Source organism: Paenibacillus sp. UNC217MF (genome assembly GCF_000686865.1).
In the GTDB taxonomy this organism is placed as follows: domain Bacteria; phylum Bacillota; class Bacilli; order Paenibacillales; family Paenibacillaceae; genus Paenibacillus_B; species Paenibacillus_B suaedae.
In genome coordinates this window covers 194,878-218,862 of record NZ_JMLT01000010.1, presented here as the reverse complement: position 1 = coordinate 218,862, position 23,985 = coordinate 194,878, and the positions used below count along the sequence as shown (strand labels likewise).

Genomic DNA, 23,985 nt, shown 5'->3' with positions numbered 1-23,985 from the left:
TCTTATATAACAACTCTCACCATGCCTTTCGTGACATCATTATCAAAAAATCCCTGAAAAACAAAAAACAACCCCCTGAAAAACTGCTAATCCTTCACAGCTTCCCCGGGGGTTACTCGATATACTTCGTCCGATTACGAAACCCTGCTTATCTGATTATTTTTTCTCAAGTACCATCGTTTTCGAAAGCTTGATTAGATCTTCTTTGGACATATCCGTATTCGTTTGAATAGTAATTGCTTTGTCTTTCACCCTCCAAGACAGGAAATTGTATTTTGCCTTTTCGCTAGCAGGTTCATAGACATAACCTGTTTGCTTTTTCGCTGTTTTCGGGTCGATCGTGTTCATTTCAAACAGAAACGTGTTCTTCCCATTCACAAACTCAAGCTTGATTTCGCCCGGTACCTTCCAATCATATTTCTTCGCATAAAGTAATTTTCCTTGTCCCTCAATGGCGGCTTCTTTTTTTACTTCTGCTTCGAACTCCTTACTTTTCAGATACTCGATTTCCGCTTTGACTAACTTATACCCCTTAGGCAGGTTGGTTGGCTTCTGCAATACCGGCCCTTGATACGTAGCGGCCTTTTTTATATATTCCTCATATGTTTTGAACGTAAGCGGATTGACTATATAAAGGAATTCCATTCCGGACATCAATTTTTTATTGCTAATAAAAGCAACATATACGTCACCCGGATTTTTAGCCTCTTGACCTATTCTTCTTACTTCCTTTTCATATATCTTATTCTGTTCTTCTAATGTTAGCTCCTGATCAGTCGATGTGGCAGCCGCAGTGTCACTCGCTGTCTGGGATGGATCCGCCTGAACTGTGAAGCTCATAGAACCGAACATCAGGATGCCGCTTAATGTAGCAATTACTAATTTCATCGTTGTTTTCATTGGATGATTCTCCTTCTTCGTACAATTATGAGTATGTATTCACATATGTATAACAATCTTACCGTTCCATTTTGTGACAGGCTTCCAATGATTTCATGGAAAAAATAAAAAAACTCCCCAAAGGAACTTAGCATTTAAGTTCCTTTGAAGGAGCCACTCACATTTTCCTATACATATTGCACATGCAGCACTTCATGAAATGAAGTTACATTACTTTGGACCGAAGCCCGCTTCTTCACGATTTCGACTTCGTTCGAACAGGAGGAAGCAGCTTCTTCATATTTACCGTCCGCGTCTTCTCCCATGTCTCTGGATCCGCCTCGTCGAACTGCTCCAAGAACGCAATGACTTCCTTCGTAATTGGCGTCGGCGTCGAAGCGCCGGAGGTTACCCCAACCTTCTTAACGCCACGCAGCCATTCCACATCCAGCTCAGACAAGTCTCCAATACGGTACGCCGTCGTACCCGCAATCTCCTCTGACACCTGAGCAAGACGGTTCGAGTTATTGCTGCGCGGGTCGCCGACAACGATAACGAGATCACATTCTCCCGCTTGCTCCGCCACTGCCGCTTGACGAACCTGTGTCGCCATGCAAATTTCGTTATGGATTTCGGCTGATGGGAATTTCTCAACCAATCGATTCATAATATGCTTAATGTCCCATTGGCTCATCGTCGTCTGGTTCGTAATAATGATCTTGTCTGTCGCCAATTGAAGCGACTGAACTTCTTCTTCCCGCTCAATCAAATGAACGCTGTCCGGCGCGACACCGATTGCCCCTTCAGGCTCCGGATGTCCTTTCTTCCCGATGTAAATAACCTCGTAACCTTCCGCCGTCTTCTCGCGAATGAGATCATGCGTACGCGTTACATCCGGGCAAGTAGCATCGACAGTCGTAAGCCCCTTCTCACGCGCCTTGCGGCGAACCTCTGGCGATACACCATGCGCCGTGAAGATAATCGTCCCCGACTCTACTTGATCCAGGATTTCCATCCGGTTCGGGCCATCAAGCGTAATGATGCCCTCATCCTCGAATGCGTTCGTCACATGACTGTTGTGCACAATCATGCCCAATATATAGATAGGCCGCGGCAAATCCAGATTGCGTGCGGTTTGCTGTGCAATGACCATTGCATCAACAACACCATAGCAATAACCGCGCGGTGTTATTTTCATTACTTCCACAAGTACACCTGCTTCCCTTCCAATCGCTTCGTCTGCTATAAGAGCTGCAATGAAACCGCACCACTAGCATCCGGCAATTTCATTATACCGGAACTTCCTCGCATTCGTCGACCGAAGCAAGCGGCAGCCAAATGATGAATGTCGTCCCCTCATTTGGCTTCGTGACTACTTCTACAGAACCGCGGTGCTCATCAATGATCCATTTCGCGATCGACAGACCGAGTCCCGTTCCGGAAGTAACGCCGCGAGATACGTCAGCACGATAGAATCGCTCAAAGATATACGGAACTTCCTTCTGATTCATGCCCATTCCCGTATCTTGCACCTTCAAGCCAATTTGCTCGTCCTGAATAATCGCATCCAGACGCACAAACCCGCCATCCGTGTATTTGAATGCATTCTCGATGAAGATGAACAGCATCTGCTGCAAATAATCTTTGTTGCCGTATACCACTTTCTGTTCGATTGCTGCTATATCTCCTAGAATCCATTCGGCCTTGCGCGGCAAGAATTGCGCTCTGCGCACAACTTCCTCAACGAGCGACTTCAATTCAATCATCGACTTCTCCATCACATAACCGGCATCCGCCCGAGCCAGTGACAGCATATCATTGATGAGCCTGCTCATTCGACGCGATTCATCCGCTATGTCGCTTAACGCCTCCATAGACATTTGCTGCTTGTCTACTTCTGTTAACGCCAGTGTCCCGCTTTCTTGCAGCCACATCTTCTCCAGCAGATCAACATTTCCCCGAATCGTAGTCAGCGGAGTGCGCAGTTCATGCGATGCATCAGATACGAATCTCCGCTGTGCCCGGTATGCCTCGTCAAGCTCATTATAGAAGGCTTCCATTCGCCCAAGCATGCTGTTAATACGGTCAGTCAATTGACCAACCTCATCATCCGGCGGCCCGACACGCGGAATTCTTACACTGAGATCCGCCCCCTTCTGAACCCGGTCTGTCGCTTTAATAATGTTCTCAATCGGACGTAATGATTTCTGCGCCAAGAAGAGCCCTAGTGAGAACGCCAGTACAACGGTAACCATGGAAGCAACAACGAGAATACTCCTTAGTTCACGCATAAATCGAGCCTCATGTCCGGTAAAGGCAGCGACCTGTACAGCTCCGATGATCGTATCATTGTTCTCCAGCTTTAGCAGCTTCTCATACACGAGAAATTGAAATGATTGCACCTCAACCTTCCGTATGCCTGCTTTAATTTGGCTTGGATTCGACGGAACCGGCAGCTTCAGATTGAGGGACTTCAAGTTATCCGAACGAATTAGCTTGCCTGAACTGAAGTTAATCGTCTGAAAAAACACTTCCTCATTATTTAACCGATTAGACTGCTGGACATCCCAATTCAGCTGGGAACGTTCCCAATCGATAGATGGGAGGATATACAATTGATCCATCTGGTTGGAAATGCGGGTCTTAATATCTTTATAGATGTTGTAGTCGACAAATGTATAAATCGCAATCCCGAACAAAAATAAGGTAAAGGCAAGCAAAGCCGAATACCAGACTGTAAGCCGCAATCGAATTGACATCGATCTAACTGTCCCCTCTCAATACATAGCCCGTCCCACGGATCGTTAATATGATGCGTTTGCCTCCATGCTCCTCTGTCTTCTGACGAAGCATGGCAATATATACTTCCAACACATTGGATTCACCGCTGTAATCATATCCCCATATCTTCTCCATAATCATATCGCGCGGCAGTACCCGCTTCGGGTTCTGCATGAATAGATGGAGCAGTTCAAATTCCTTGGCAGTAAGCTCGATCGCCTTGCCGTCCCGCTGTACTTCACGTGTATGTAAGTCCAGCACAATATCCTCGAATGTTAGGCGATGCGATCCCCCTTCACTATCACTGCGACGCCGCAACAGGGCACGAACACGTGCAAGCAGCTCCTCAAGTGCAAACGGCTTGACCAAGTAATCATCCGCCCCGTTATCAAGCCCCTTCACGCGATCCTGCACTTCATCCTTAGCCGTCAGCATGAGCACAGGCACACTGCTGCCCCCTTCACGCATGCGGCGGCATACTTCCCATCCATCAACTTCGGGCATCATGACGTCTAATATGACCATATCTGGTTCATGCAGCATCATGTCCCGCAGCCCTTCCGATCCATTCGAAGCCGTACGTACCTCGTACCCTTCGAACACCAACCCCCTTCGAAGCATGGAGGTAATTTTCTCATCATCATCAATTACCAGTATCGTTGATCGCATCATACTCATCCCCTTTTTCCGATTTCCATCAAATATGCAAATCATTTGTTATTCTGCCAATAAAGCGAAAAGGAAGCCAGAAATCGCATAAGCCATTCTGTGCTTCCTATCTGTATACTTAGGGGGGGATGCGTCCTTCAAGTGCCATTGCTCATGTCGTGACGCACTCCCTTCCCCTTATTGCTGCAATTGTTTCGTGAATTTGTTCTTATCGCCAATCTTCACACTTACATCAATCGACTTGCCGTTGCGTACGACTTGAAGCTTAACGGTATCGCCAACCTTCTTCTTGCTAATCTGTTCAATTAGCTCTTCCTTGGTTGTATATTTAGTCCCATCCATACCGGTAATGATATCATAAGCGCGCAAATCTGCCTCATAAGAAGGGGTGCCGAACAACACTTCGCTCACGAGAGACCCCTTAATTAGATTCATACCTAATCGGTCTGCAATATCATCTGTCATCGTAATGAGTGTTGCACCGATAAACGGCAGAGGCTCCTTCGCAATCTCGCGTTTATTCTTCAAATCCTCGACAACCTTACTCATCACATTCGATGGAATCGCGAATCCAATTCCTTGCGCCTGGCGACTTACCGCTACATTCATGCCGATAACTTCGCCCTGCATGTTCAACAACGGACCGCCAGAGTTACCAGGGTTGATCGATGCATCTGTCTGAAGCAAGTGTTGGTATTCACGAGCGCTGCCGTTATCGTCAACATTGATTTTGCGTTCGCGTGCACTAAGTACACCAACAGTAACCGTATGATCGAATCCAGACGGGTTGCCGATTGCAACAAGCCAGTCTCCGATTTGAGTTGCATCAGAATTGCCAAGGCTAACAGTAGGAAGATCTCCCTTGCTTTCAATCTTCAGTACAGCCAAATCCAAGTCTTTGCTATGTCCAAGCAGTTCTGCCTTAATCGGCTCCTTGTTTCCTTCCACCTGTACCTGAATCGCCTCCGCACCTTCAATCACGTGCTGATTCGTCAATATATAACCGTCTTTATCAAAAATGAACCCTGTACCGATTCCAAGAGGCTGCAGCTTCGGCTTCACATCCTGGCGGGAATTGTCATTCCCATAGCCGTCTCCGAAGAATTGGCGGAAGAACGGGTCATCCATCCACGGATTGCTGCCACCACCGCTTTGCCCTCTTGTCGTTGCGAATGTCTCGATCTTCACGACCGCAGGACTAGCTTTCTTAAACACATCCGCTACACTGTTCGAGCCGTTCGGCAGTGTAGTTCCAGGCCCATTGGTTTGCACCGCATTCGCACCTGCCGCACTGCTTCCAGCCCCCTCGCCAGCAAGCGCCGTTCCGCCCGTAAACAGGTTCACCTTGTCAGCCGTAATCATAAGCGCCGAAATGACGAGCGCCCCTGCCATGAAGGAAGCAAATATTGCCTTGAAGGAAGTCCCTCTCTTGCGCTTCGAATCCTTGAAGTTCCAATCACCTTGTGGCGGAGCAGATTGGCCTCCTCCGTCACCACGCATATTCGGAGTCATATATCCACTCGCTTGAGCCCCTCCCTGCTGCGTAGCGCTGGAGAACGGAAGCGGCTTAACCGGATTGGGCGGCGTTACCTGCACATCATTCATACGTCCAGTTGGATCTGTCGATGTTGTGGTTCTCGAAGGTTCTTCTTGTTTTACAGATTGATAAGGGCCGTAGGCGTAATAGTAACGTTCATTTTGCTTGCCCAGTTCCTGTTCCTCATTCAGGCTGCCATCGCGCTCTTGTCTAGCAGCGCTGTCGTCTGATGCTGATGTATGAGAATCCTTGTCGGATGCACGAAATAAATTGCGTTTTTGTTCGTCCATTTTGCCTACCTCCTAATGTACTCGTTCAAATGAAGTATCGTAATGATATGTTTATATAATGGACGATAAACCTTAATCCTAGCTTAAAAACAATATAAAACACCATAAAAGATGATAATACAAAAGTTCGACAAAAAAACAGGCCCTTCGGCCTGTTCTGCAATTCCTGTCGACGCAATAAACAGCACAGTTCAAATCTGTTAGTGTCTAGACCTAGAATATTATATGCCTAGGCAACTGAAGTATCACGTTCACAACTACGTCTATTTACAGGATAGACGAAATTATTCGTTTTTAACCCACCCTTTACGATGAGCGAACACCGCAAGCTGTGTACGATCCTGCAGCTCACATTTCATTAGAAGATTCGATACATGTGTCTTAACCGTCTTGATGCTGATATGGAGCTCATCTGCAATATCCTTGTTCGTCTTGCCATCAGCAATAAGCAGCAGCACTTCCTTCTCCCGCTCCGTCAATCCCTCGTCATCCGGCTGAGCTGCACGCTTGCGCAGACCACGGGTCAATGCCTGCGATACTTCTCCGCTCATGACCGGTCTGCCCTGCAGCGCGCCACGAATCGCATATACCAGTTCTTCAGCCGACACCGTCTTGAGCACATAACTGACTGCCCCCGCCTGAATCGCTTCGACAACCTGCTCATCTTCCATGAAGCTGGTCAGCATGACGATTCGCAAATTCGGAAACTGTGCGATAAGCTCTCTTGTTGTCTCTACCCCGTTCAAGTCAGGCATCATCAAGTCCATAAGGATTAAATCAGGCAATGGCTCATTCCGACTAGCCATCGCTTGTATGGCAGCAATCGCTTCTCTACCACCACTAGCCTCACCAATAACTTCAATCTCCGGATCGAGCATTAAGTAAGTTTGAAGACCTAGCCGCACCATTTCATGATCGTCCACAAGAAATACCGATGTCTTATCCCCCAACCGATTCGCCTCCCGTCCGTTCTCCGTTACTCACACATTTCTGTATTAGAATGACCTCCGTCATTTGTCTGCTCTTGTATTTCTTCAAATCGAGGGATATGTACGCGTATCGTCGTTCCCGCTCCCGGACGGCTTATGAGATCCATGTGACCGCCAAGCTTATCCACCCGTTCTCGCATCGTCGTCAGTCCATAGCTCCCTGCCTTGAATGACGCACTCTGAAGATCGAACCCTTGACCATCATCTGCCACAGCAAGAATAATCTGATTCGGCGTCTCCTGCAGAGTCAAGGTAACCTTCGTTGCCTTCGCGTGCTTGACTACATTGGCCATGGCTTCCTGAATCATTAAGAAGCACTGATGCTCTTTGGCTTCCGACAATTCGCAATTTAGTTCAATGTCAATCTTACCTTGCAAGCCATTCTGTCGACAATAGTCAGGGAACCAGCGGCCCAACGCTTCTTGCAATGTCTTGCCGTCAAGCTCAAGCGGCCGAAGCTGTGCAATTAAGCCGCGCATTTGGCGCTGTGCGGTATGGGACATCTCAACAAGATGGCCAACCACCTTCTTCGCCCGATCCATATCCATATCCATGACCTTCGTCAAGGAAGAGGAAGCCATATGAAGTGCAAATAACTGCTGACTAACCGTATCATGCAAATCTCTTGCTAGACGTCTTCGTTCCTCCAATACAACAGCTTCGCATTCCCGCTCCCGATCCATCACTTGCTGCTCGGACATCTTCTGCAAGATACGAAGCTTCTGTTCCATCCCGCTTACCATCGTATTGAAGTCTTCATACAAGCGAGCAAATGACTCTTCATCGCCAAGCGGAATCCGCTCTGACCAATTGCCCTTCATCACCTGCATCATACTATCGTGAAGCACGTCCAGGCGGCGCTGAAGGCGCACGCCTGCGACATAACCCATAATGACCGATACGATGATGACCGTCACAATACCGAACAGCCACCAGTTCATCCCACTATACCAGGAACCTCCATAGACGAAGCCAATCCAGAACACACTCATGATAATGCAGCCTGAAATCACAAAGGTGAGAAGCAGCTCCCACTTGACACTCTTCGTGCTGCGAAACCATCGTGACACCATGATTGCACTACCCCACTTTCATGACCTTTACATCTCCTATGAAGGTACTAACGGAGATTTTCACTTTCTTGCCTGCTTCATAATAATAGGGAGTCTCCACTTGCAGATTGTTCATGAACCCTTCCTTCTCCTGATTGAACACTCTCACATCGCCAAGGAAGGAGCTTGAACTCACCACTACACCAAGATCCATATCATTCGGAACATATACTTTCACATCTCCTATAAAAGAAGAAACATTGATCTTCGTCTCGCCATACGACACTTGCGCCTTCGTCAAGTCGATTACCGTGTCACCAATGAAATGCGAGATGTTCATCGGCTTCAATTCCCAATAATCAGAGCCTAAATGAATATCACCGATAAAGCCTGACTTGTTCACCGTGTCGAACTTCGATCCCGAGCCCATTGGCGGAGGCGGCGGCGGTGGTGGCGGTGGTACTGATCCCTTATACGAAAATGGATCATAATCAGATGATTGGCTTTGATTGCGTCCAAACGGTTCTTTATAGCGTCTGTCGCTATCCCCGCCTACTGCCGAACCAGTCTCATCATATCCCGAAGGCGGAGGAACATCGGATACACCGTCTTTATTAAAATGCTTATTAAAGGTCTGATCAAAGTCATCATCTAATGGACGCGGTTCACTGTACGGTCGATCATGTTGTCCACCATGTTCATGCCAGTACCCTTCGTCCCAACGCTTACGATCACGATACTTATCTCTATGCCGATTTTTTCGTGGGCGAATCAACATCCCTACACCGACCATAATGAGGATAAATGGAACGAGCATCCTCATAGCTGAACCAATATCCACCGTCAGAACTCCTAAATTCGATAACTGGAAGTAGCCACCGATGGCGAGAAGGATAAGCCCCCAGAACGCCCCCTGTATAAGCGCATTGAATCCCGTTAAGATGAGGATTACCGGCCAGAATGTGCGTATCAATTCCCCAAGATCCATATCAATATAACCAAGCTGGTTAAGCATGAAGAAAGCGCCGATCGCGATTAGAAACAACCCTCCCGACCATCTGCCACGCTGATTATTCATACGGTTCCCTCCATTTCTCTACAGTCATTTCATTCTTTATGTAGTAATTGTAAGAGAAATCATGTCCATCTACCAGCGACGGAGGAAGGAAGTTCGTCTCAGTCTCGGGACCGAGGAACTGGAAATGAATTACTATCGCATTTTTCACTTCCGCAATGAAATGAAAATGGCTGCCCAAGCAAGGGGCAGCCATTCGTTACGATGCCTGGCTAAGTCTATAACTCGCCACCGCATCTTGGTGTATTATTGTTGTTGATCAGCTTCCTGCACTTTTTGCACGATGCCTTTTTCTGTTCCTTTTACAGCACCTGCTGTAGGAGCAACCTCTTGGCCAAACTCAATGTCAGCAGCGTTGCTTTGGGCTGCAAACTCACCAGAAGTGTACTTCGCGTTAGCAGGTTGCATGCGGTTCGCTTTGTTGTTCTTCGGCATTTCCATTCACCTCCTGCATCTCCGCGTTTCGGCGGTTCATATTCAGAAACTTGCGTTCCTACAGGAGATATTATGCTTAGCGCAGCACTCGATTATTCGAATGCACACCCCTAGCGCTCATCATGAAACAAAGCCCCAATTAGAGCATGGATTCCGGAATCCCTTTATTTTTAAAGACAGCTGCATTCAAATCGTCCAGCATTTGTTCCGATACTTTACCATTACCGCGTTTAATAAGCTTGACTTCCACTTCTTTCTTGCCCCACTGTCCGTATACTTGCTTCGTTGTATGGAAGAATAGATCAAGCTTCTTACCCTTAATTTTGGCACCAATATCCGTTACAATCCCATATCCATATCCCGGAATATAGAGGATGCTTCCTAATGGAAATACGGATAAATCCGCTGCGATCGTGGACACATAGTCTCGACGCACTTTAACACCGGAATAAGTAATCCCGTACTCTGGATGCCCCGGCTCCTTGCCAGTTGATTCAGCTCCTGCCGTATAGCCAGTAGCAACTACCTTTACCGATCGAATGATGCGCTCCTGCTGAGGAGCAAGCTCAGCAGCTGTGAATGTCAGTTTGGCCGCTGCAACCGCAACATGTGGACGTTCCTGCTCTTCCTTCACCTTCTGCCCTTTTACCGTCGGCAAAGGCTGCACATACACGAGCGGCAGTGTTTCAGATGCGGCGTTCAAGGTCCAGGTCAATTTCTTTGTTTGCTGCACCTGTGAGGAAGCATGAGTGGACAACGATGCTTGTGTTAACGTCCCTTGTTGATATGCACCCGCTTCTGTTGACCACGCTTGAACAGTCATTGGAGCTATAAGCATACCCGCTGCTACATACAGCACCGCTCCAGCAATACCTAACGACAACCTTGTGAATACGATAGCGCGCTTATCCGATCTCGATGTCATGTTTCCCTTCCGTTCCGAACTTGTAGTCGATATTGTAAACATATGGTTACCCCTCCCTTAGTGGGAAGGATGTCCTGCTCATTTCGCTTTTATTCATATTCAACAAAAAAGTGTCAAGCATATTGCGCTTCCGTTAGTCTTCCGTCTTTCATACGGATTACACGATCTGTGGCTGATGCAACTACCGGGTCATGCGTGACGATAACGATAGTCACTTGCTTGTCTGCATTTATCTTGCGCAGCAAAGTTACGATCGCCTCCGATGTTACCGTATCCAAAGCTCCAGTAGGCTCATCGGCCCAGATAACGCGAGGATTATGGACTATAGCGCGGGCAATTGCAACCCGCTGGGCTTGTCCTCCGGACAGTTCATGCGGCATGGCCTTCAACTTATCTGTTAGCATGACATCTTCAAGTGCCACCTTGGCAGCTTTGTGGGCAATTGACCTCTGAGCGCCCTGACTGATAAGCGGCAAGGCTACGTTATCCACGACATTCAACACAGGAATCAGATTGTATTGCTGATAGACAAAACCCATCGACGTCAATCTGAGCGCGGAGACCTCTTTTTCGCTCATTTGGTGTAATGCTTGCTTGTCGAACCAAATCTCGCCACTGTCAGCTGGCTCAATACCTGACAGCGTATAAAGCAACGTGGACTTGCCACAACCGGACGGCCCCATAATGCTCACCATCTCGCCCCTATGGATGTGTAAATCCACCCTTGAAAGTGCGACTGTTTGTGGAGCCGCTTCCATGCCGTAGTTCTTGCAAACAGCTTTGGCTACAATCATGTTCTAGAACCTCCTCACCGATTACTCTGTCCGACTGATCTGTATATGTCTTAATCCGGCTGTGCTGAATCGGTTGAACAACCAGATGAAGATCAGCAATCCGATGACGAGACCGGTCACGTTCAGATAAGGGAATGAAAACCTAACCCCCATCCACGCCAAACGCATCAGCATCTCCGAACCGAGCCTTCCGACCACAATTCCGCTAATTAACCCAACGATCCCAATCAGACAACCCTCTACGATAAAAATCTGTTTCAACGACTTGTGACTGACCCCCATCTGCCATAACATAACCAAATGGGGAACCCGCTCCTGTACTGAGCGAATCTGAATCACATACATGCCGAGCAAGGCCATAAGCATCATGAATGACATAATGTAAGAGAACAGCGTGAATTCCGCTTTCACAATCGTCGTAATGATTGCCTGATCCTCACCTGGTGTACTCACCGTAACACCAGCTGTTTTGGTAAAATGATATTTCAGTGTCTTTATGGAATCTGCCGCCGTCACATCTGTATCAGTCAACTGTAACAGCGCATAGCCTTTGGGCTCTCCAGGCCACTTATAAGCGCCGTTTGTACTATATTTATTGTAAAGTTCGTCAGCCACTATAAATACCCTGCCCATGAAGCGGTTATCATCACCAATGGCGAACGTTCCCGCTACCGTGACCACTTCCTCTCCAATCAGGTTCTCTTCTTTGGCTCCACCTTTCAATAAACGAAGCGGAATCTGATCGCCTACTCGGTACGTTCCTTCCAATTTATCATCCACGAGAACGACAGACGCTTGATCGCTCATGGCCTGAAAAACCTCCGCATCACTCTTAAATTGCGGCGCACGGGAGGCAAGCGGTAATTGGTAGCCCTCCCCTAGCCATTTTCCCCACACAACTTGCGAATATGCCCATTTGTTACCATTCGTAGGGGGTGTTACTTCTGTAAGATCAACTGCATTGTCGGAGGATGAAACTAGGATTCTGTACGCATCCATGTAGGCAGCACCTTGCACGATTTCTTGTACTTCATTCATATTGGGTTTCAGCTTCTCTTTTTCCCGCTCATCGGCATAAGACATATAGGCATCGGTAGCCATAAAAGAATCTCTCTTGTTCTGAGCGGCATAATCTTCAACATTGGAAGCGAAACTTATCATCACAATCAAACAGCAGGATAATACCGTAAACAACAAAACGATGCCAAATGAACGACTAAACCTCATATGCGGGTACTGTGTGCCTAACGTAACAGCCAATCGATCCAACCATCGATGCGGCAAGACAGAGGATGCCCGTTTCATCCAAGGTACAATAAGAAACATCAGATAAGCAGTCGTTATAATTCCAACAAGCCAACTTATAATCGAACCGAATACTTTTGCACTAAGCCTATCGTCATCTGAAAGCCCCTCTGTGGCGAAATAATTGAAATAAATGAATGCCACTGTGACAAGGAGACAACCTAAGATTTTGAGTAGACGCTTCTGTGCTAGATTCACACGATTATCCTCCTTGCCCATTAGGTGCAGAATGGATGTGCGCTTAATGAAACGCCCGACAAAACAAGCGAGGAGTAAGAAAACAATAAACATGGTCATCGCGATCCAGCATGTTGCCGTCACATTAATGTGGGGTTGGATTGGATAGGCGTAAGCGGAATACCGTTCCAGCAATTGTTCGATATAAAATACATTCACAGACAGTAATCCGAAACCGAGTACATTCCCGAGCACAACTCCTAAGATGGTAATGACCGCACACAGTAACGCACACTCACTCAAGTAGATGACAAAGCAGTTGCGGTTACTGAGTCCAAGCGATCGGAGCACGCCAAGATAATATTTGCGCCTTTCTTTCAGAATATTAAACAACTGCGCCAACAGCAAAATTCCAGCGAACAAAGAAACCGCGACAAAAAACAAAAATGGAGGCGTGAAAATACTCTGGACCATCGACATATGAGATAGCGCTTCTTTTTTGATTGCTCTCTCCGTAAGATCCGTAAAGAAGGAATTGCCTGGTAATGATGAATACATCTTGTCCGTCGCCAGTAAGATACTGTGTGCGCTTGCTTCTGGAACGCCGAATATCTGATGCGCAAGCGTATTCGAGAGAATAACTGTCCCTTGTGCCCGCACTGTTCCGCGAAAACCTGTTAATCCGCGTTCCTCTGCTATATCCCGAATCGTTACAGGCACTTCTTTCTCAGCAAACGAGATTACCATTGTTTCACCGACACCAAGTCCCAACTGCCGTGCTAGCGGAACCGATACAATCGCTTCTTCTGCTGACAGGGGATCCGTAGACCACAATGGTTGCTTCGGCTCTAATTCCCGAGCATGTTGAAAATCAAATCCTAATGCAACGATGCTATCTTCCTTAACTTCATCATTATTCCCGCTGTGCACAGAAACGACCCGAGACACATAGGGAAGACTGGCAATATTTCTGGTTTGAAGCTTCGTTTGAACATCTTTAATCTGAGCCTCGGTCAAATCAAGTCCAACACGCGAATAAATCTCTGTACCAATGGCGCCAAAGTGTTTTTCTTCCCATTGTGATTTACTATATGTAATAGAAGAAATGACAAAATAACAAGAAAAAATCAGAACGACACCGATAGACCCTATGAATACGGTGAGTAGCGTTTGCCGTATCTGGGCTATGAAATTTCTGGTTCCCATTTTCCAAAATATGCTCATAATATCACCAACCTTCACTTACGGGCGCTTATAATCTTCGTCCACCGTTCTCCATTATAGAATCAGTTGCATAGACATTTCTCTGTTCAGAATATCCGGAAGGACATCCTACTAATAGCTTAGTTTCCGTACTATTTCAGCTCCTCGATATTTACGAGAACGATAAGATGATAGATTGTTCCCTTGTAGTTGAATGACCATATTCTCGACTTCAAGAGCAGTTTCTTCGATGCTGCATGTCCTTACAAGCCGCTACTCCATCCATTATGCTAATTATAGTATAAATACTATGAAATGGAATCTGATTTCAAACAATCGGTATTTGCGATGTACCTTTTCTATAGGACATGGAGAAGACTCGAGAAACCTCAAACCCGCTGCTGAGATTGTTCCGCAACATGTAGATAGTTCTCTCGTTTTGATGATCATAAAAAAACACCCTCCTTACCATTGATAAGGAGAGTGTATTAAGCAATTCATAAAAAGCACTAAAAGGTTTAGAAAGATGGAAATGGCGGTTGCCAACGAGCCATCAGACGTATTTCCCAGCTTTTAAAGACAGAACCAAGGGGGAGAGCATGTTCTGCTCCAGTCTCTGGTAGAACCGCTATCATAACAGCTTGTCGCAAAAAAAGTCTAAATATGCTAGAAGTGACTATTATGAGAAAGAGTAACGGGACGTTCTTTCGACACCTGCCACTAATGCAGCTTCAGTACCGGCAGAGGTTCGCCTTTACTGCCTAATTTGCCAGCCAGCGCATCCTCGTGAAGGCTTTTCAACCAATTTAGTTCCGTTATTGTATATTTATAGCCTCCGTACAGCATATGCAGAACGGAACGAGGAGCATATGAAATATGCTCTTCATACAGGGCCCACATTCGTTCTGCTTCCTGCTCATAATAAGAAATGCGATTCTGAATAATCTCCATAACTATTGCCTGATCCGCATACTTCACAAAGGACAGCGCCGCATAAAAGGGATGATTCAAATGAGGCTGCTTTTTCATTTCTTCAACTAGCAGTTCTTCAAGCTCACGCTTTCCTTTTTCCGTAATGCGATAAATCGTCTTATCCGGGCGAGAACCACCGCTAACGAATTCAGCCTTTTCTATAAATTCGCCTTTGTTTAACTGGTCAATGGCATAATACAGCGACCCGTATTGAATTTTCATATAATTATGCATTTCGCGTTCTTTCATAGCCTGACTCATCTCATAAGGATGGCGATCTTGCTCCATAAGCAAACCAAGTATGGCCAGCTTCATCGACATGTGTTCCACCTCTTCCTTCATGAAACGACAGCCATTCGCAATCACGCAGGTTCTCCACCTTGCTCTGCGGCTGCCGCACTCCCATGAGAGTGTTTAGACATCATTGTAACACGTCCCATAAGCAAAATGAACAAAAGGGAAAGCACCGCGAGCGGAATGGACCATGCATAAACATGGGCAATGGAATCAGACAGCACACTGGTCAACTGTTTCAAAATTGGTTCCGGAATGGATGAACGCACTTGATCCTGCAGCAGAACCTGCGGATTGCCAAGCTGCTCCACAAGCTTTGGATCAGTCAGCACACCGCCGAAGCAATCACGTAAATAAGAGGTCTGAATACTCCCTAATATACTGATTCCGAGCGTATTGCCAAGTGTTTGAAAGAACCGCACTAGCGAATTGACTGTGCCCCGCTGCTGATAATCCACCTTATGCTGTGCCGCGATCGAGGTAACGGGGAAGGAAGCACCTATCCCCAAGCCCATCATGATCATATATACAACCATCGTAGACATGGAGGTGTCAGGCGTTACCTGTGATAAAAGCACAACAGACAGCAGCAGCAATGTTCCCGATAGGAGCATAATGTTGCGGAAAGACATCTTCCTCAGCAGAAATCCTGCCGCAACGGTGCTGCAGACGAGTGCCAGCATCATCGGCGTCAGCACTGTACTAGCATTCGTCGCGGATCCGCCCACAACTCCTTGAATGAATAACGGAATGAAGGTCGCTCCTGCCATCAACAGCATTCCAATTAGCATCCCTGCCCCCATGCTCGCGGTAAACAGCTTACTCTTGAACAAACCAAGCGGAACGACTGGCTCTGCCACCTTCATCTCAACAATGATAAATAGAACAAACATAAGGAGTGCCCCTGCAAAAAGCGAGATGATCGTCGGGGAAGACCATGCATAATCCTTGCCCCCCATCTCCAATCCGAACATGAAGCACAATATTGCAGCAACCAGCGTGAATGTTCCCAGCCAATCAATCTGCCGCTTATTGAAGCTTAGTGTCTCCTGATAGCCAAGCATAACAAGTAGAAGCGCAATCAATCCTAATGGAAGATTCACGTAGAAGATCCAGCGCCAGTGCAGGTGGTCGGAGAAAAAAGCTCCAGCCATGGGCCCAAACACACTGGATAGACCAAATACTGCCCCGAACATTCCTGTCATCTTAGCTCGTTTTCCCTCTGGGAAAATATCGAACAGAATCGTAAATACAACGGGCATAAGCGCACCGCCGCCAATACCCTGAATCGCACGATACCAAATTAATTCCTGCATCGAACCTGCCATTCCACATAGTGCCGAGCCTACCATGAATACGATGATCCCGAGCGCAAAGAATCGCTTGCGTCCGTACATATCAGATAGCTTGCCGAACAACGGCATACACGCCACGCTTGCAATCAGATAAGCCGAGAACAACCATACATACTGTTCGAAGCCGCCAAGCTTCGCAACAATCGTCGGCACGGCTGTCGATAGTATCGTCTGATCCAGCGACACAATCAACAGCCCGAGCAGAAGACCAATAACCGTTATGCGAGCACGAGAAGAAGAACCCACCCTTACCACCTCTATATTCAAATTTGAATAACAAGATCATAAACTCATTATATTCAAATTTGAATACAAAGCAACTTTTTTTATCGCATTATTTTGAAAATTTGTACGAATGCTTGTCCGTCAATGCACAAACAAAAGCCGTCAAGGAGCTTTACTCCTCGACGGCTGATTCGTTAACGATCTGCTGCCCCTCTTTTGCTTAATCTCCACATTATGATAGCGGCGACGCACAAGAACATACCGATGATTGGTTCAATCGGCGCTTGCTCACCAGTCTGAGGCAAGACGTTCGGGCGGTTCGGCTGCCGATCAACGTCCTGCTTCCCACCCAAATCGGTACCGTCCGCTTCATCCTCATTCGTTCCTTCAACTGGCTCTTTATCAGTACCTTGACCCTTATCTGGCTTCGTATCGCTATCCGGCTCTGTCGCTTCGCCTGGTTCGGGATTCGTATCGCCATCTGGATTCCCAGGTTTGGTTTCTACGATTGTACCTGGAATCGTCGGCCGTTCCTGATCGCCCGGTTTGCCTGGCTCTACAGGCGTTCCAGGATTGGTAGAACCGCCACCTCCAGGATTAGTAGATCCGCCCGTTCCCGGTTCCGGATCTGGATTGACCGTTCTTATAATAAGTCCCGCATCAATCGTTAGATCCCGTGGTCGTTCCGCCGTAAGTACGATGTTGTCTGACCAGCCATTCAGATCCGCATCAGAATCGAGTGCGCGATCATCTCCCTGATACCGTTTCGTGAACGAATACCCCTCTGGGGCAATGAATCGAATCTTATAAGTACTGAGATCCAAATCATTAAATAAGTAGTAACCAGACTGATACACGTAATCGGTCACGGCAGGATCGTAGACCGATCCCGTGACAGTCGGATCATAGACCGAATTTGTCACCGAGCTGTAATACACGGAATGAGTAACAGTCGTAGTCAGCTTCTCATTATTGTGGTTATATAATTCGACCACAACCCCATTTAATCCAGTACCATTCTCATCTTGAATCCCATTGCCGTTCGTGTCGATCCATACATATTTGCCGATGGCTCCCTTGCCAGGATTAGATGGAATATCCTTCTTAATTAGGCCTGCGTCAATGTTATGGTTTTTGCCGCCCTGCTCCAGTGTAATGATGTCTGTTCTGCCTTCCACATTAGCCTTGGAGTTCTTCCCTGGATTCGTTATTGCATCTTTCACCGTAAATGCATCATAGCCTTCCGGCAAGTGGAACGTAACGTAGTATTTGCCCGCATCCAAGCCAGTAAACAGATAGTATCCTGGCTGACTTTCGTGATTATTGCCAGTTACAGTGCTTTGTATTACCTTGCCGTCACTCTCGCGATGCAGGTCGACGCGAACGCCGTTAACACCATGATCCGGTGCTTCATCCTGAATCCCATTGCCATTTTCATCGTACCAGACGTAATCCCCAATCTCTCCCTTTGGATCGCCCTTTATCTTAATGCCGACCTTGAGCGGCTCTGCCGGGAGCATAGCCTTATCGCTAATGACCGGAGTCGCGGTGTATCCGAAGGAATTCCATGCGATCTGATCATCGCTTGCAGGCGTGTCAACAGGCGCGCGCATTGTCCATGTCAATTCCTTGGATTGGCCAGGAGCCAGTATGACATCACCAGCGAATTCGAACTTTAAGGCTCGCACCTTCGATATATCTTGCGGAGGCTCTTTATCCCAGTTGCCGCCTGTCATCGATATCTCTTCATCGACGCTGTAATATACCGTTACACCGTTCGGAGGCGATATCGGCTCCTTCAGAATCGGGGTCCACTTGCTGCCTCGCGGCGATTTGTCGATGACCCCGTGATCACCGATATGCGGAAGGGCATCTACGATCAAAAGGTTTTTGACGCCAATTGATCCCCGGTTCGTTACAGAGATCTTATACTTAAGTTCTCCGCCTGGCGCAACATTTCCGATATTTGGATACTTAGACCATTGCCCGTTATCCAAATCCCCTTGAACCCATTTTTCGGAGATCAAGCTATCGATGCCGTTCACATCAATTTTATCTCCGTTGTATACATACCACTTGCCGTTCTCTTGCTTATAGCGCTGGTTCTTGAAGTTGGTCAACCCGTTAATATAGTTGTGCCGTTCTGATGTGACCTCAACTTCATTGTAAACTTCGCCCGTCGGGGTATCCGGCTTCACTCTCGCTTCGAAGGTAAAGGTGAGCGCTTCGCCCTTCTGCAGCGTCAAGGAGTTGCTGCCTTCTGTACCCCACGCCCATGTAATCGGCGTACGCTCTTGCTGATCCTTCTTGGCTTCTGAGAACGTAGGGGCAGGCACCTGCTTGCCGTTAAGTGGCCCCAGCTTCAAGCTGTCCGGCACATATTCCAATTCTTCCGGCAGCAGATCCGTTACAACCGGGTCGCGAAACGGAACATCAATCGGACTGGCATTGGTTACAACGATCCTATAAGTTACCGTACCTCCTGGGGAAGTACTTTTTCCACTCACAACCGATTTATCCACTTCCAGCAGCGGACGCTTATCCACCGCCAATACCTTAACCCCCGTCAAATACTCGGTCTTCTCACCATTGAAGCTGTATTCCATGCTTGCATAGTTAATCGTTTGTTTCCACTGCTTCGGGTGCTGCTTGGCTTCTTCGTTCGTAGGAAGGCCGTTATTTTTGTCCAGATAAGTAAAGTCATCGTTCGGGTACTTTTCTGTCAATCGAGGGAAATCGCCATACTTATAATCATCATGTTTGACACTATCATAAGAAGTTAATTGGTAACGAAGTTCTAAAACATCATGCGAACGGAATGCAACGGGTACATCTCCCAAAACAAGGCGAATGCCTTGAATGTCAGCGTTCAGATCTGCTGCCAACAGCTTGTGTTGTGTCTTAAAATTTAATTCCTTCCATAGTTTCCAGTCGCTCTCATCAGGCGTGCTTTTCGACGTGTACTGAATTTCGTACTCATCTTTATCTGCACCGTCAAAGGCTGGAATACGGATATACTGCAATTTCATGCCCTTCGGTGTCATATCTGTCATGACGGCTTTATCTAGAGGGACATTGGCAGCATTCCCTACTCCGCCAATATAAAAGCTGACTTCCTGGCCTTCCGACAATTCCTTCTCCTGACCGCTCCAGATTTGCTTGTAAATCCATATTCCTCCGCCAGGCTGCTTGATAAAGTCGTGTTCAGCCTTCGCAGTCAGTTCCTTGGCCGCATCTCCCAAAGGCTGATAAGATGCTTTGGCCGTATTCACCACCGCTTTCGTGTTGCCGGTGCTCGGATCAATCACCTTATCTTTAGGATACAAAACCGTAACGAGTATGCTTTTGGAACGGTCCGTTATTTTCTCCTTATTGAGCTCCTTCGCATCAATCTTCCATGTCAGGGTCTGACCCTGTATGGAATCAGGCGTGGGGGCTGCCTTGGAGAATTCGGCTTCAGGCGGCAGAACGTCGGTAATCACAACATGGTCAATGTTGAGATTGCCGTCTTTGTCTGCCGGATTCTTGTTGTCCTTCAGCGTAATTTCGTAGACAACTTCCGTTCCTGGCTGCGGCTTCACACCTTCAACAGGTACGATTCGCTCCTTCGTAAGTATCCATTCCGCAGATGCCTTCCCTGTAACTGTTACAGGGTTCGATTCTACCTGCAAGCTTCCGGAATGGTGGATGAATGTTGCCGTTGCCGTTCCGGAAGTCCCGTCAGGCGTTGTGTGGTTAGGGAAATGTGCCTTCACCTGCAGTTTTCCCGTCGCGCCGGATGGGGTAGGATTTTTGAATGTAAACGTCACCTTGTCCACGCCGCCCACATTCTCATGTTTGCTTACGACATGTTCAGATCCCTGCACTTCCTCGAATACGATGCCCTCAGGCAAGGGAAGCACAATTTCCGCATTAGAATAGTCCTCTGTCGTGCTCGATAGACTGTAATCAATTGTGTAGGTAAAGGTTGCTCCTGTGAGCACAGTGTCCTTACTGCTGCTTAATCGCAATTGAATTCCTTGTGAGTCGTTACCATCTGCGTTCGCATGCGCCGAAACAGGCAGGAGCACTATGTTCAAGATGAGCAGCAGCGCCCATATTGACGCCTGCGCCCTTCTTAGTGTCCTCCTCAAATCGTTCCCTCTCCTTTCCGTAAATAAATTTGAGCCGTCTGTTTGGGAAGTTTACCCACACGAACGACTTCCTTCCTATCCTACTCAATGGCGCTGAACAAATTCTGAATGAAAGTCGGAAGCAATCTTAAGCGATATGCAAAGATAGGGGAACTGAGACTAAAATGCGAAGACAGAAAAAAGGCAGGCGATTGCCTGCCTTTGCCTTACATGAACGTAACGTTGAATTTCATCTCATGGCATATTAGCCAAACAAGCGTCCAGAGGAACTTTGACGTTCGCGTTATTGGCCCAGCACGAGATGTTCCAGCTTGCGGCCGGTCGGCGTGTTGGCCAGACCGCCTTCGGCAGTTTCGCGGAAGGAGCTTGGCATGGAACGTCCAACTTCATACATGGCCATAATCACCTCATCGGCCGGTATTCTGCTTTTGATGCCAGCTAAAGCCATATCCGCGGCAACGACCGCCGACGAAGCACCGACTCCGTTCCGCTTCACGCAAGGGACTTCTACAAGTCCTGCTACCGGGTCGCATACTAATCCCAGCATATTTTTGAGTGCAATCGCCATCGCTTCTGCCGATTGCTGTGGTGTTCCGCCTGCCATTTCCACGACTGCCGCAGCAGCCATTCCCGTTGCGGACCCAACCTCCGCTTGGCAGCCGCCCGCCGCGCCCGCGATGAAGGCATTGTTCGCAATAACAAATCCAAATGCGCCTGCCGTAAATAGAAATTCAAGCATTTGCTCCCGCATAGGGTTCAGCTTCTCCTTGACGGCGAACAAAACCCCTGGAACAACACCTGCCGAAGCGCTACTTCTCTCTCCAGCATGACGCGGGATATTTTACACTGCTTTTCTTCGGCCAATCGGACAAGCTCGGCTACGCTATGGAACATGATTGTCCTCCTTCCGCGCCCATACGCTGATAGGTTTGCACTTGCCATACTTCTTTAATATGGGGGAGCGTATGCATGCGATTGATCACTGTCACATCAACCGCTTGGTCAAGCTCGATGGCCATCAAGGCGCTCTCGCCTTTACCTGAACGGGACACTTCCATATATCCGATGTTAATATGATGCTGTGCAAGCAGCGAGGTTACATTCGCCACGGCACCATGCTTGTCCTCATGCAAGACAAGCATGGCCGGGATTCTGCCAGCTGGGTTCGGATCCAATTGCTTGACTTCGCGGATTTCTATGCTGCCTCCACCGATTGACACACCGACGACTTCGATCGCTCCGACCTTGTCCCGCAACGTGAGGCGTGCCGTATTCGGATGCTCACTCTCCTCCTCTGATGTCACGAAAGTAATGCGAACACCCTGCTCTTCTGCGATGCTGAGGGCATTCGGAATTCGCTCGTCTGACGTGTCAAAGTCCAGAACTCCGCTTACGATTGCCATATCTGTCCCATGCCCTTTGTATGTTTTCGCAAATGAACCGTATAAGGTAACCGTGACGGATTCTGGCAGCCGTCCGAACAGATTGCGGGCTGCACGTCCAATTCGATTGGCTCCTGCCGTATGCGAACTGGATGGACCGATCATAATAGGGCCGATAATATCAAATACAGATGTGAACGGCATAACAATCCTCCTCTTACACAGAATTGATGAATGATTGATGCTACTAACTTCGTTATATCTTGTTCTGGTTTACGCTACTTCAGCGCCCGCCGTGGCTGCAGGCTTAGGAGCCGGCGCAGTGCCGCGAATCTCGGCGACTGTGCGAATCTTGTAGTTTTTGAAGATTCTCGACCCGATGAGACCAGCCGTGATGCCGCAAAGGGCACAAAGGGCTGCCGCAATCGTTACCGTAAGCGGGTCGTTGAAGCCGTACATGACCATGAGTCCCGCAATTGGGGTTGCCGTACCTGTCGCATTATTCGTCAGATTGAACAATGCCACGACGACCCCAGCCATCGCCCCTCCTAGAAAGTTGGTTACATACACCGGAATCGGATTGGCTGATATGATGTCTGCTTGCGTTAATGGTTCAATCGCCACCGCAATTGTGTCTTTGCGGTCACCGAACTTCATACGATGGAAAAAGACGAAGTTCATAAAGGATGATCCCATGACGGACAAGGCTCCGATGGCCATCGGCAAGCCCGTAAGTCCCAGCATGGCAGTAAGCGCCATCGAGCTGAGCGGTGCGGTTGCCACGACGGTTATGACTCCACCAAGCACGATACCCATCACGATTGGATTATCATTAGCCGCCGTCGTAATGATGCCGCCAATATTAAGCAGTGTCGCATTGACTACTGGTGTTGCTATGTTTGCTACAAATCTAACGAGCGGTGCAGCAACAATGATGCAGACGATGAGATCAAGTCCATCCGGGACTTTCTTTTCAATCAGTTTGACAAGGAATGATACGAGATAACCGGCAATGAAACCAGGCAGCAATCCTGTTCCCGCACAAGCTGCCCCAAGCAGCAGAGCATAGACAGGGGAAACGCCCATTGCAAGCGCTACCAATGCAGCTGCGGCCACACCGCCCATACTGCCGGAAGCGAGCCCAACCTCCTTGGCAAGACTGAAGCCAAACAAATCGCCACCTACATAACTTTGAAATGCTTCTACCAAAAAACTGGCAACTGCCGCATTTGCTAGGGCTCCCATTGCCTTCATGCCGTTAGGTGCTTTGAAGCTGAAAAGGGAGAAAAGGGACAATACAAGCAATAGTAGGGCTGTACCGATTACGATGTCCATACGTGACGCTCCTCCTTCATGGGTACAAAGTGTAGTAACCGCTTACAAAACATTAAAAGTACATTTATACTGCGACAAGATTGAAATACATTTTAAATGAATGAATGATTATTAGTTAATAAACTCAAAAATAATTGAGTCTATCAACTTCAATTTGATTGTATCAACTTTTCTATAT

18 protein-coding genes and 1 pseudogene are annotated in these 23,985 nt (G+C 47.6%); all 19 read right to left on the bottom strand.

What is annotated here, in order from left to right:
- Positions 1-156: 156 nt before the first annotated feature.
- Positions 157-900, bottom strand: a complete 744-nt coding sequence (locus tag BP95_RS0108265) for a hypothetical protein (protein ID WP_021253996.1) — start codon at positions 898-900, stop codon at positions 157-159.
- Positions 901-1,135: 235 nt separating this feature from the next.
- Positions 1,136-2,086, bottom strand: coding sequence for a 4-hydroxy-3-methylbut-2-enyl diphosphate reductase (locus BP95_RS0108260; protein WP_021253997.1), 951 nt, complete (start codon positions 2,084-2,086; stop codon positions 1,136-1,138).
- Positions 2,087-2,168: 82 nt separating this feature from the next.
- Positions 2,169-3,638 (bottom strand): sensor histidine kinase, encoded by a 1,470-nt coding sequence (locus BP95_RS0108255; protein ID WP_028531874.1) that lies wholly within the window; start codon positions 3,636-3,638, stop codon positions 2,169-2,171.
- A 4-nt stretch (positions 3,639-3,642) separates the two neighbouring features.
- Positions 3,643-4,329 carry a response regulator transcription factor gene (locus BP95_RS0108250; protein ID WP_021261002.1) on the bottom strand — a complete coding sequence of 229 codons (687 nt, stop codon included), beginning with the start codon at positions 4,327-4,329 and terminating at the stop codon, positions 3,643-3,645.
- 177 nt (positions 4,330-4,506) lie between these two features.
- Positions 4,507-6,156, bottom strand: a complete 1,650-nt coding sequence (locus tag BP95_RS0108245; protein WP_028531873.1) for a S1C family serine protease — start codon at positions 6,154-6,156, stop codon at positions 4,507-4,509.
- Between the two features lie 284 nt (positions 6,157-6,440).
- Positions 6,441-7,106 carry a response regulator gene (locus BP95_RS0108240; RefSeq protein ID WP_021254001.1) on the bottom strand — a complete coding sequence of 222 codons (666 nt, stop codon included), beginning with the start codon at positions 7,104-7,106 and terminating at the stop codon, positions 6,441-6,443.
- Between the two features lie 26 nt (positions 7,107-7,132).
- Positions 7,133-8,218 (bottom strand): HAMP domain-containing sensor histidine kinase, encoded by a 1,086-nt coding sequence (locus tag BP95_RS0108235; protein ID WP_021254002.1) that lies wholly within the window; start codon positions 8,216-8,218, stop codon positions 7,133-7,135.
- Positions 8,219-8,225: 7 nt separating this feature from the next.
- Positions 8,226-9,275: a cell wall-active antibiotics response protein LiaF gene (gene liaF, locus BP95_RS0108230; RefSeq protein WP_021254003.1), complete on the bottom strand. Its 1,050-nt coding sequence runs from the start codon at positions 9,273-9,275 to the stop codon at positions 8,226-8,228.
- Positions 9,276-9,518: 243 nt separating this feature from the next.
- Entirely contained in the window at positions 9,519-9,707 is a 189-nt protein-coding gene (locus BP95_RS0108220) for a hypothetical protein (protein ID WP_021254005.1), read from the bottom strand.
- 139 nt (positions 9,708-9,846) lie between these two features.
- Positions 9,847-10,674, bottom strand: coding sequence for a 3D domain-containing protein (locus BP95_RS0108215; RefSeq protein WP_021254006.1), 828 nt, complete (start codon positions 10,672-10,674; stop codon positions 9,847-9,849).
- A gap of 71 nt (positions 10,675-10,745) precedes the next feature.
- A complete protein-coding gene (locus BP95_RS0108210) occupies positions 10,746-11,426 on the bottom strand; it encodes an ABC transporter ATP-binding protein (protein ID WP_021254007.1) in 681 nt (226 codons plus the stop codon).
- Between the two features lie 21 nt (positions 11,427-11,447).
- A complete protein-coding gene (locus BP95_RS0108205) occupies positions 11,448-14,132 on the bottom strand; it encodes an ABC transporter permease (protein ID WP_021254008.1) in 2,685 nt (894 codons plus the stop codon).
- A gap of 699 nt (positions 14,133-14,831) precedes the next feature.
- Positions 14,832-15,449, bottom strand: a complete 618-nt coding sequence (locus tag BP95_RS0108200) for a PadR family transcriptional regulator (RefSeq protein ID WP_021254009.1) — start codon at positions 15,447-15,449, stop codon at positions 14,832-14,834.
- Positions 15,446-16,978 (bottom strand): MDR family MFS transporter, encoded by a 1,533-nt coding sequence (locus BP95_RS0108195; protein WP_021254010.1) that lies wholly within the window; start codon positions 16,976-16,978, stop codon positions 15,446-15,448. The genes BP95_RS0108200 and BP95_RS0108195 overlap by 4 nt, the downstream gene beginning before the upstream one ends.
- Positions 16,979-17,151: 173 nt before the next feature.
- A complete protein-coding gene (locus tag BP95_RS0108190) occupies positions 17,152-21,090 on the bottom strand; it encodes an SdrD B-like domain-containing protein (RefSeq protein ID WP_028531870.1) in 3,939 nt (1,312 codons plus the stop codon).
- 283 nt (positions 21,091-21,373) lie between these two features.
- Positions 21,374-21,904: pseudogene (gene sdaAA / locus BP95_RS29880) on the bottom strand (L-serine ammonia-lyase, iron-sulfur-dependent, subunit alpha); the annotation flags it as partial.
- The gene (locus tag BP95_RS32965) at positions 21,847-21,984 is read right to left on the bottom strand and encodes a hypothetical protein (RefSeq protein WP_155987214.1); all 138 of its coding nucleotides are present in this window, start codon (positions 21,982-21,984) and stop codon (positions 21,847-21,849) included. The gene BP95_RS32965 and the pseudogene sdaAA, both read right to left, overlap by 58 nt.
- On the bottom strand, positions 21,969-22,676 hold the full coding sequence (gene sdaAB, locus BP95_RS0108180; protein WP_028531869.1) for an L-serine ammonia-lyase, iron-sulfur-dependent subunit beta: 708 nt from the start codon (positions 22,674-22,676) through the stop codon (positions 21,969-21,971). Before sdaAB ends, BP95_RS32965 begins: the two co-directional genes overlap by 16 nt.
- A gap of 69 nt (positions 22,677-22,745) precedes the next feature.
- Positions 22,746-23,807 (bottom strand): PTS sugar transporter subunit IIC, encoded by a 1,062-nt coding sequence (locus BP95_RS0108175; RefSeq protein ID WP_028531868.1) that lies wholly within the window; start codon positions 23,805-23,807, stop codon positions 22,746-22,748.
- Positions 23,808-23,985 lie beyond the last annotated feature (178 nt).

Excerpts from the sequence above, each read along its gene's own strand:
- BP95_RS0108265 (WP_021253996.1), bottom strand. The coding sequence starts at position 900 with ATGAAAACAACGATGAAATTAGTAATTGCTACATTAAGCGGCATCCTG.
- BP95_RS0108255 (WP_028531874.1), bottom strand. The coding sequence starts at position 3,638 with ATGTCAATTCGATTGCGGCTTACAGTCTGGTATTCGGCTTTGCTTGCC.
- BP95_RS0108250 (WP_021261002.1), bottom strand. The coding sequence starts at position 4,329 with ATGCGATCAACGATACTGGTAATTGATGATGATGAGAAAATTACCTCC.
- BP95_RS0108245 (WP_028531873.1), bottom strand. The coding sequence starts at position 6,156 with ATGGACGAACAAAAACGCAATTTATTTCGTGCATCCGACAAGGATTCT.
- BP95_RS0108235 (WP_021254002.1), bottom strand. The coding sequence starts at position 8,218 with ATGGTGTCACGATGGTTTCGCAGCACGAAGAGTGTCAAGTGGGAGCTG.
- liaF (WP_021254003.1), bottom strand. The coding sequence starts at position 9,275 with ATGAATAATCAGCGTGGCAGATGGTCGGGAGGGTTGTTTCTAATCGCG.
- BP95_RS0108220 (WP_021254005.1), bottom strand. The coding sequence starts at position 9,707 with ATGCCGAAGAACAACAAAGCGAACCGCATGCAACCTGCTAACGCGAAG.
- BP95_RS0108215 (WP_021254006.1), bottom strand. The coding sequence starts at position 10,674 with ATGTTTACAATATCGACTACAAGTTCGGAACGGAAGGGAAACATGACA.
- BP95_RS0108210 (WP_021254007.1), bottom strand. The coding sequence starts at position 11,426 with ATGATTGTAGCCAAAGCTGTTTGCAAGAACTACGGCATGGAAGCGGCT.
- BP95_RS0108205 (WP_021254008.1), bottom strand. The coding sequence starts at position 14,132 with ATGAGCATATTTTGGAAAATGGGAACCAGAAATTTCATAGCCCAGATA.
- BP95_RS32965 (WP_155987214.1), bottom strand. The coding sequence starts at position 21,984 with ATGTTCCATAGCGTAGCCGAGCTTGTCCGATTGGCCGAAGAAAAGCAG.
- sdaAB (WP_028531869.1), bottom strand. The coding sequence starts at position 22,676 with ATGCCGTTCACATCTGTATTTGATATTATCGGCCCTATTATGATCGGT.
- BP95_RS0108175 (WP_028531868.1), bottom strand. The coding sequence starts at position 23,807 with ATGGACATCGTAATCGGTACAGCCCTACTATTGCTTGTATTGTCCCTT.